This window comes from Nocardiopsis sp. MG754419 (assembly GCF_018207095.1).
GTDB lineage: Bacteria > Actinomycetota > Actinomycetes > Streptosporangiales > Streptosporangiaceae > Nocardiopsis.
Map to the genome: position 1 here is coordinate 1 of NZ_QOCZ01000218.1, position 7,040 is coordinate 7,040.

Consider the following 7,040-nt stretch of genomic DNA (forward strand, 5'->3'; position numbering starts at 1 on the left):
CCCCTACACCCAGGCGTTGTTGTCCGCGATCCCCGTCCCCGACCCCGAGAAGGAACGCGCACGCACGCACATCGTCTTGGACGGCGACCTGCCCAGCCCCGCGAATCCGCCATCGGGTTGCAGGTTCCGGACCAGGTGCCAGAAGTTCGTCACGCTCTCGGAGTCCGACCAGGAGCGGTGCATGAGCGAAGAACCGACGATCCGGCCCACCAACGGTGGAGACCAGGGCGCCGCCTGCCACTTCGCAGAACAGCGGACGGTGCTCTGACCGGAGCGAAAGGCTCGACGGCACAGGCCAGTGCCGCCCCGCGTACTGGCCGAATCATCCCCTAGGAGGAAGAACCCATGCGTATCGGGAAGGCGCGTTACCTCGCCCCCGTCATGGCTCTGGCCCTGATGGCCACCGCTTGCGGTGGTGGCGGCGACGATCAGTCCGCGGAAGAAGCGCAGCAGGCCGCCGCCGACCTGCCGGGTGAGGACCTCAACCCGGCCGACCGCGACGACCTTCAGGACGGCGGCGACTTCGTCTGGGCCCTCAGCGAGTACGAGGACCAGCACAACATGGCGCACGTCCAGGGCAACAAGGGCGACGTCCGCCGTGTCATCGCCGCCACGATGCCCAAGGCGAGCATCTACGACGCCGAGGGCAACTACTACCCCGACGAGAACTACGTTCTCGACTACGGGGTCAGTGACGACGGACTCGAGGTCTGGTACGAGCTGAACCCGGACGCGGTCTGGTCCGACGGTGAGCCCATCACCTGGGAGGACTACGAGGCCAACGCGATCACCCGCAAGGGTGACGCCGACGGCGACTTCGAGATCGGTTCCACCGCCGGTTACGAGTGGATCGACGAGGTCGTCGAGGGTGACGACGAGTTCTCCTTCACCCTCACGATGACCGACCCCTTCGGCGAGTGGCCGACCCTCTTCCGTGAGCTCTACCCCAAGGAGTACATGGAGGACGAGGAGCTCTTCGCCGAGGGCTACTACCGCGACCTTCCCGTTACGGCCGGCCCGTTCGGCGAAGCCGAGTTCGACGAGGTCGCCGAGCGGATCACCATCCACAAGAACGAGGACTGGTGGGGCGACGAGGCCAAGCTCGACCGCATCATCTTCGACGCCATGGACAGCAACGCCATGGCGGGTGCGTTCGACAACGGTGAGATCGACGGCTTCTACCTCGGCTACGACCTCGCCGGTTACGAGCGCCTGAAGGAGCGCGAGGGCGACGGCGCCTACTTCACCCGTGCCATCAACCACGGTCACCGCTTCGTGGCCCTCAACGGCTCCAGCCCCCGCCTGGAGGACAAGGCCGTCCGTCAGGCCATCGCCCTGAGCATCGACCGCGACATCCTGGCCGAGGTGGCCCTGGGCTCCGTCGAATGGCCGATCACCGGTGAGGTCAACCGTCTCCTGCGTTCCAGCCAGCACGGCTACCAGGACAACAGCGGTGACCTCGGCGACGTCGACCGTGAGCGCGCCGCCGAGATGCTCGACGAGGCCGGATGGACCCTCGACGAGGACGCCGAGTACCGCACCGACGACGAGGGCGAGACGCTGACCCTCAACTACGTCGTCTCCGAGGGCCTGGACATCGCCCGCGACGAGGGTGACATCACCCGTGAGCAGCTGGCCGAGGTCGGCATCGAGGTCAACGTCCAGCAGGTCCCGGCCAACGCGCTCTTCACCGAGTACATCACGCCCGGCAACTACGAGATGGCCGCGTTCGTCCTCACCGGCACCTCTCCGTTCTCCTCCAGCACGGTGGGCAACTACGGTGGCCCGCTGGACGATGACGGCGAGGAGTGGGGCAACAACAACATGCGCCACTCCACCGAGGAGATCAACGAGCTCTACGACGACCTGGCGATGGAGACCGACCAGGACGAGTACGCCCGGATCGCCAACGAGATCGACGCGATCCTGTGGGACGAGGTCCTCACCATCCCGCTGTTCGAGCGTCCCGGCTTCTGGGTCCTGGACGAGAACCTCCACAACTTCGGTGAGTTCGGTCTGGCCTCGGACTACAAGTACGAGGACATCGGCTGGGCCCAGGAGTAGCCGTCACCGGTACTCCCACCCACCGGGCGCGGTGAGCGTCCGATCGGTCCGAACGTCGTTCTGAGGAACGTGCGTTCTCCGCCCGAGGGCGTCGGCCCCCTTTCCGGGGGTCGGCGCCCTCGGGCGTGTCTCGGGTCGGGTGGCCTACCTCGACGGTCGACGTGGTGTGGGGCCGCGCCGGCGGACGCGTGCGTGGACGGTCGGGAGCGCGGTGGGCGGGCCCTCGCGAGGGGCGGTCACGCGGGTCGGCGGCGACCGGCCGGTGTCCCGGGGGTCACCCCGGGCCTGACAGAATCGGTGGAGTCCGACACCACCCCCTCCCCGCTCGTTGGAAAGTTCCAGATGCGACTCCACCCTCTCGCCGCCGCATGCCTGGCGGTCCTGTTGTGCGCCGCCACGGCCTCCTGTGCCCGCGCCGAGGACGCCACCGAGGACACCGAGACCCCCAGCGGCGCGGCCGTCAATCCGGAACCGGAAGAGGCCGACGAGGTCAGCCCGCCACCCCGGGAGCCCGAGCGGGAATGGCCCTACGGCACCCCCGTGGGCTGGGCCGCCGAACCCCGTGCGGTGGAGGCCGCCACCCCGGACGACGGCGCGGACACCGGGGAGGAGGACGGGAGCGACGGCGACGACGAGCCCTCCGACACCGCGGACGCCACCGACGGAGCCTCCGGCACCGCCCCCGAGGAGGACGAGGACCAGGCGCGCGACTCCGAGGAGATCGAGGGGCCGTCCGAGCACCCCGGAGTGACGGGTGGGGCCGGGGGCGAGACCGTGACGGCGACCGACGCCGACTCCCTCGCCGAGTACCTGGGCTCCGACGCCCCCCTCGTGGTGGAGGTCGAGGGCCACATCGACCTCGACGGAACCATCTCCGTCGGCTCCGACAAGACCCTCCTGGGCGCGGGGGAGGGCGCCGAGCTCACCGACGGTGGACTGGACGTGGACGGCTCCGCGAACGTCATCATCGCCAACGTCGCCATGGCCGTGGACACCACCGCCATCGCCGTCCACGGCGGCGCCCACCACGTGTGGGTGGACGGCTCCACGTTCACCGGGGGCGACGGGGAGGCGCTCGTGTCGATCACCGACGGCGCCGACCACGTCACCCTGTCGTGGAACCACTTCTCGGACGCCGAAGCCGCCGTCGCCATCGGCGCCACCGACGACGAGGCCGGTGCGCTGCGGGTCTCGGTCCACCACAACTTCTTCGACGGCACGACCTCCCGTCACCCGAGTGCCCGCAACGCCGCGCACGTCCACGTGTTCAACAACTATTTCCGGGACAACCCCGACTACGGGGTCAGCTCCACCCACGGTTCCCAGGTACTGGTCGAGGGCAACTACTTCGAACGCACCCCCATGTCCGCGCCCACCGAGGTCGACGACCCCGGGGACATCGTCACCCGCGACAACCTCCTGGTCGACTCCGCCCAACCCGAACCGCGCGGCGAGGTCTCCGACCCGCCCTACGCCTACGAACTCGACGACACCGTGAGCGTCCCCGACCTGGTGAGCGGCCGGGCCGGCGCTCTCTGAACCAAGGGGAGGGCTCAGTCGACCGCCGCGTGGTAGTCGTAGGTCTCCCCGACCCCGTCGGCCGTGTCATAGCTGAGCCGGCGGGGTCGACCGTCCTCGTCGATCCACAGGTCGAACTCGGCGTCCGACAGGCGGGTCAGTGTGTTGCTGCCGGTCTCGGCGTCGTAGCCGCCCATCCGGGTGGTGAACGTGCCCGAGTAGCGGTGCGCGGCCTGGGTGCCCGCGGCGGCGTCCTCGGTTCCGTTCGGTAGGCGTACCTCCTCGGTGCCCACCGTTTCCAGACTCTCGGCGGTCTCGGCCAGCGCGTCCAGGGTCGCCAGGAGGAACTCCACCGAGGACAGGAGCCGGTCCGCCTCGGTGGGCGGGTCCAGCAGGGTCGGCCCGTTCAGACCCTGGTCCGCCACCATCAGGAACCCGCTCCCGGCCAGTTCGTAGCGGTACACCTCCACTCCCGAGGAGGTCCGGTGGAAGTGCTCGAACTCCACATCGAGGTCGTCGCCCACCCGGGCCCAGCCCCGTCCGGCCTCCCTGCCGTCCCGACGCTGCGTGTAGTCGACACGCAGAGAGGGCATCCCCCGCAGGTGCTCGGCGGCGGCCTCCAGGAAGGCCTCCGCGTCGGTGGGGTCCGGTTCCCCGGTCCGCTCCCGGGGCGGGCGCGCCTGCTGTGTCGGTTCCTCCAGCGGGGTGGGGGAGTCGTGCGGCCCGCCGTTCAGGAGCAGCCGGGACACCCCCCATCCGCTCACGACCACCGCCAGGCACGCCACGGTCACGAGCACGGTCAGCGGCCAGTCGGACCGCCCGGCCGGACCCTGGTGCTCCGGCTCGGTGAACGGCATCGATGTCGACACGGGCAGCGCCTCGATTCTGCGGTTCGTGGTGGGGCGAGTACCGCTTACGAGGAGTACGACGCGGTGACTCACCGCTCCGTTCGAGTACGACCCGCACATAATCCCTCCCGACACCGACGAAACGCAGTGTGTAGGCGAACTCGGGGGACTCCAGGTACTCCGTCAGGAAGCCGAACGTCCCGGTCTCCGCCAGTGCCCGGAACAGGCGCGTCGAGCCGTGCTCCCACAGCATCCGTACCGCCGCGCGGGCCGCCACGGTCGAGTCGAACCTGCCGTCGGCGAAGAGTGCGTGCAGCTCCTCGGCCTCGAGCCGCAGGAGGGTGGCCTCCAGGAGCGCGGAGTCCAGGTGCCCCAGGATCGCCAGGGCGCAGTCCACCCGTCCCACGGGATCGGGTGTGGGCAGACAGCGCAGGACCGTCTCCGCGATCTCCACCGGGTCCCACTCGCGGTCACCGTGGGGCGCGTCGTCCCGGCCCGTGGTGTTCGTGCCCGGCTCCAGCGCGCGCTCCGCGGCGGTCTCCCAGGGGTCGATGATCCGCGGCGCGATCATCGCCAGCGTGACCGCGATCGAGACGATGAACGTCAACAGCGCCGCGTACTCCACCATCCCCGCTCCACCGTCCGCGCCACGCGTGCGCCGGTCGACCGGCCGCGGTGCCGCGCCGTCCCCGCCACCGGGCCCGCCGAAGGAGACCGCCCCGTGGCCCCCGCGCGGTCGGTGGCGGCCCTGGTGCCGCGCCACGCGACTCACCCGCGGACCGGACGGGGAGCATCGCCCTCGATGCCGCGCATGGCGCGACGGGCCCGTTCACGTTCGGCGGGGGAGGGATCGCGACGGCGTTCGCACGACACGTCCCGCAGGCCTCGCGACCACCGTCCCGGACGGCGCTGCAGGTCGTGCACGCCTATCCACGCCACCCACCGATCCACGTTCGCCGTCGCGCCGTGGGCCACGTCCAGTGCCGTCCGGACCGGAGCGGTCACCCGTCCCCCCTCCACCCGGGTGCGGTCCGCGGTGGGGCGGGGTTCCCGGTGGAGGGTCACCGCGTGCCGGAACACCCGACCCACCCCGGGTGGCGCCACCACGTGCGACCGACCACCGGTCGCCCGGGTACTCCTCGCGTGGAGGTCCACGCCCCGCACGGCGGCGGTCGGGGCGAGGGCGACCGCGTCCGATGACGGCTCCGCCGGCGCCGGTCGCAGGGCGTGCGGCAGCGGATCACGGTCGGCCGGTGGGGCGTTCCGGGGCACCGAAGGTCCGCCGGACCCCCGGGGCGGCGCCGGGGGCAGGCTCCGGGGGCGGTCGAAGAGCGGGATGCTTGTGGGGAGAGCGGCGTGTTCGCGCGTCATATCCCCAGGGTCGTTCGCCCGAACGGCCCGGACAAGTCCCGATCACCGACCTGTGGACAACACAGAACCCCCTGCGCACAGGGGGTTCCCAGAGCGTCGACGCCGGGTCACCGGAAGGGCGGTGGTCCGGCGGACAGGTGGATGTGGTCCACGTGGTCCTGGGTGGGGTTGCCCTGGTACCCGGCGGACCTCTTGACGCTCTCCCATGGCCCCACCGGATCCCGGGCCGGGTTCCAGATGTGGTAGTCGTAGATGATCCCCTTGACGTTCAGTTCCTGGTGGTTGTCGATGAGCCAGTCGATCACCTGGATGGCGGTGGCGTGCATGTCCGGTGTCGGCGTCCCGCCCAGCTCCGCCATCATGTAGTCCACCGCCTGACCGTGCCCGTGGTCGCTGTCCATCTCCGCGCGGTAGCCGCCGGCGCTCAGGTAGAACCCGGGGAACTGCTCGTTGACGGCCTGGTGCGCGGCGCACATCTGCGGATCGAGGGAACCGAGGTCGGCGCAGTCCACGATCGCACCGCCACCGAAGACGGAGTTCGCGTTGAACTCGTACTGGCCCTCCTGATCCACCAGGTGCACGTCGAACAGGTTCGTGGTCCGGTCCGTCCCCTCCACCGGTGAGCCGCCACAGACCAGCTCCCCCGAGTCGCGGCCGCATTCGGCGTCCAGTTGGATGATCGCGATCGCCGACGCGCTTCCGAAGGACGTCTCGCTCATGTCCTCCTCGCCCTCGCAGACGATGTCGTTCCAGTGGCGCGAGGCGTCCTCCGTCAACTCCCGCTGGCAGAGGGCACCCCGTACCTCGACACGGACGATGTTGCCGGAGCGGCCCATCACGTTGTCACTGGCCCGGATGTCGGTGAGGACCGCTCCGTTCTCGCGGGCGAAGTCCTCGGCCCGCGCGGTCGCGACCTCCTCGTTGTACCTGGGCATGGGATAGGAACCGCCGGAGAGCTGATCGGCCGCGTGGTCGCGCAGGGCGCCGACCGCGGCCAGGGCGGCGGCGTCCGCGGCGGTCTGGGCCTGGGAACGCTGGTCGTTGGCGAATCCCACCCGCACGAACAGCACGGTGAGCGACAACAGGGCGATGGTCATGCCGAACAACAGCAGGATGTTGGCCTGACCGTCGTCGCGGCGGCCCTGCAGGTGGCGTCGGTACCGCCTTCGGTGGTGATCCGGTCGAGAGAGCATCCGTCGCATGGTGATCCGGGGGTCGTTGCCGCGGGGAGCGGGGCGG

5 protein-coding genes are annotated in these 7,040 nt (G+C 70.3%); 3 read left to right on the forward strand and 2 right to left on the reverse strand.

The window, feature by feature from the left end; all coding sequences use genetic code 11:
- The 3 genes from DSY14_RS26075 to DSY14_RS26085 all read left to right on the forward strand — a co-directional run.
- Positions 1 to 268 (forward strand): oligopeptide/dipeptide ABC transporter ATP-binding protein (locus tag DSY14_RS26075; RefSeq protein WP_374224062.1); only part of this gene is annotated, 268 nt, incomplete at its 5' end.
- A 77-nt stretch (positions 269 to 345) separates the two neighbouring features.
- Positions 346 to 2,064, forward strand: coding sequence for an ABC transporter family substrate-binding protein (locus tag DSY14_RS26080; RefSeq protein WP_211719264.1), 1,719 nt, complete (start codon positions 346 to 348; stop codon positions 2,062 to 2,064).
- Positions 2,065 to 2,406: 342 nt separating this feature from the next.
- Positions 2,407 to 3,603: a right-handed parallel beta-helix repeat-containing protein gene (locus DSY14_RS26085; RefSeq protein WP_211719265.1), complete on the forward strand. Its 1,197-nt coding sequence runs from the start codon at positions 2,407 to 2,409 to the stop codon at positions 3,601 to 3,603.
- Between the two features lie 14 nt (positions 3,604 to 3,617).
- Here DSY14_RS26085 and DSY14_RS26090 read toward each other — a convergent pair whose 3' ends face one another.
- On the reverse strand, positions 3,618 to 4,451 hold the full coding sequence (locus DSY14_RS26090) for a hypothetical protein (RefSeq protein WP_307851338.1): 834 nt from the start codon (positions 4,449 to 4,451) through the stop codon (positions 3,618 to 3,620).
- Between the two features lie 1,457 nt (positions 4,452 to 5,908).
- A complete protein-coding gene (locus tag DSY14_RS26095) occupies positions 5,909 to 7,003 on the reverse strand; it encodes a pilus assembly protein TadG-related protein (RefSeq protein ID WP_374224063.1) in 1,095 nt (364 codons plus the stop codon).
- Between the last annotated feature and the right edge of the window lie 37 nt (positions 7,004 to 7,040).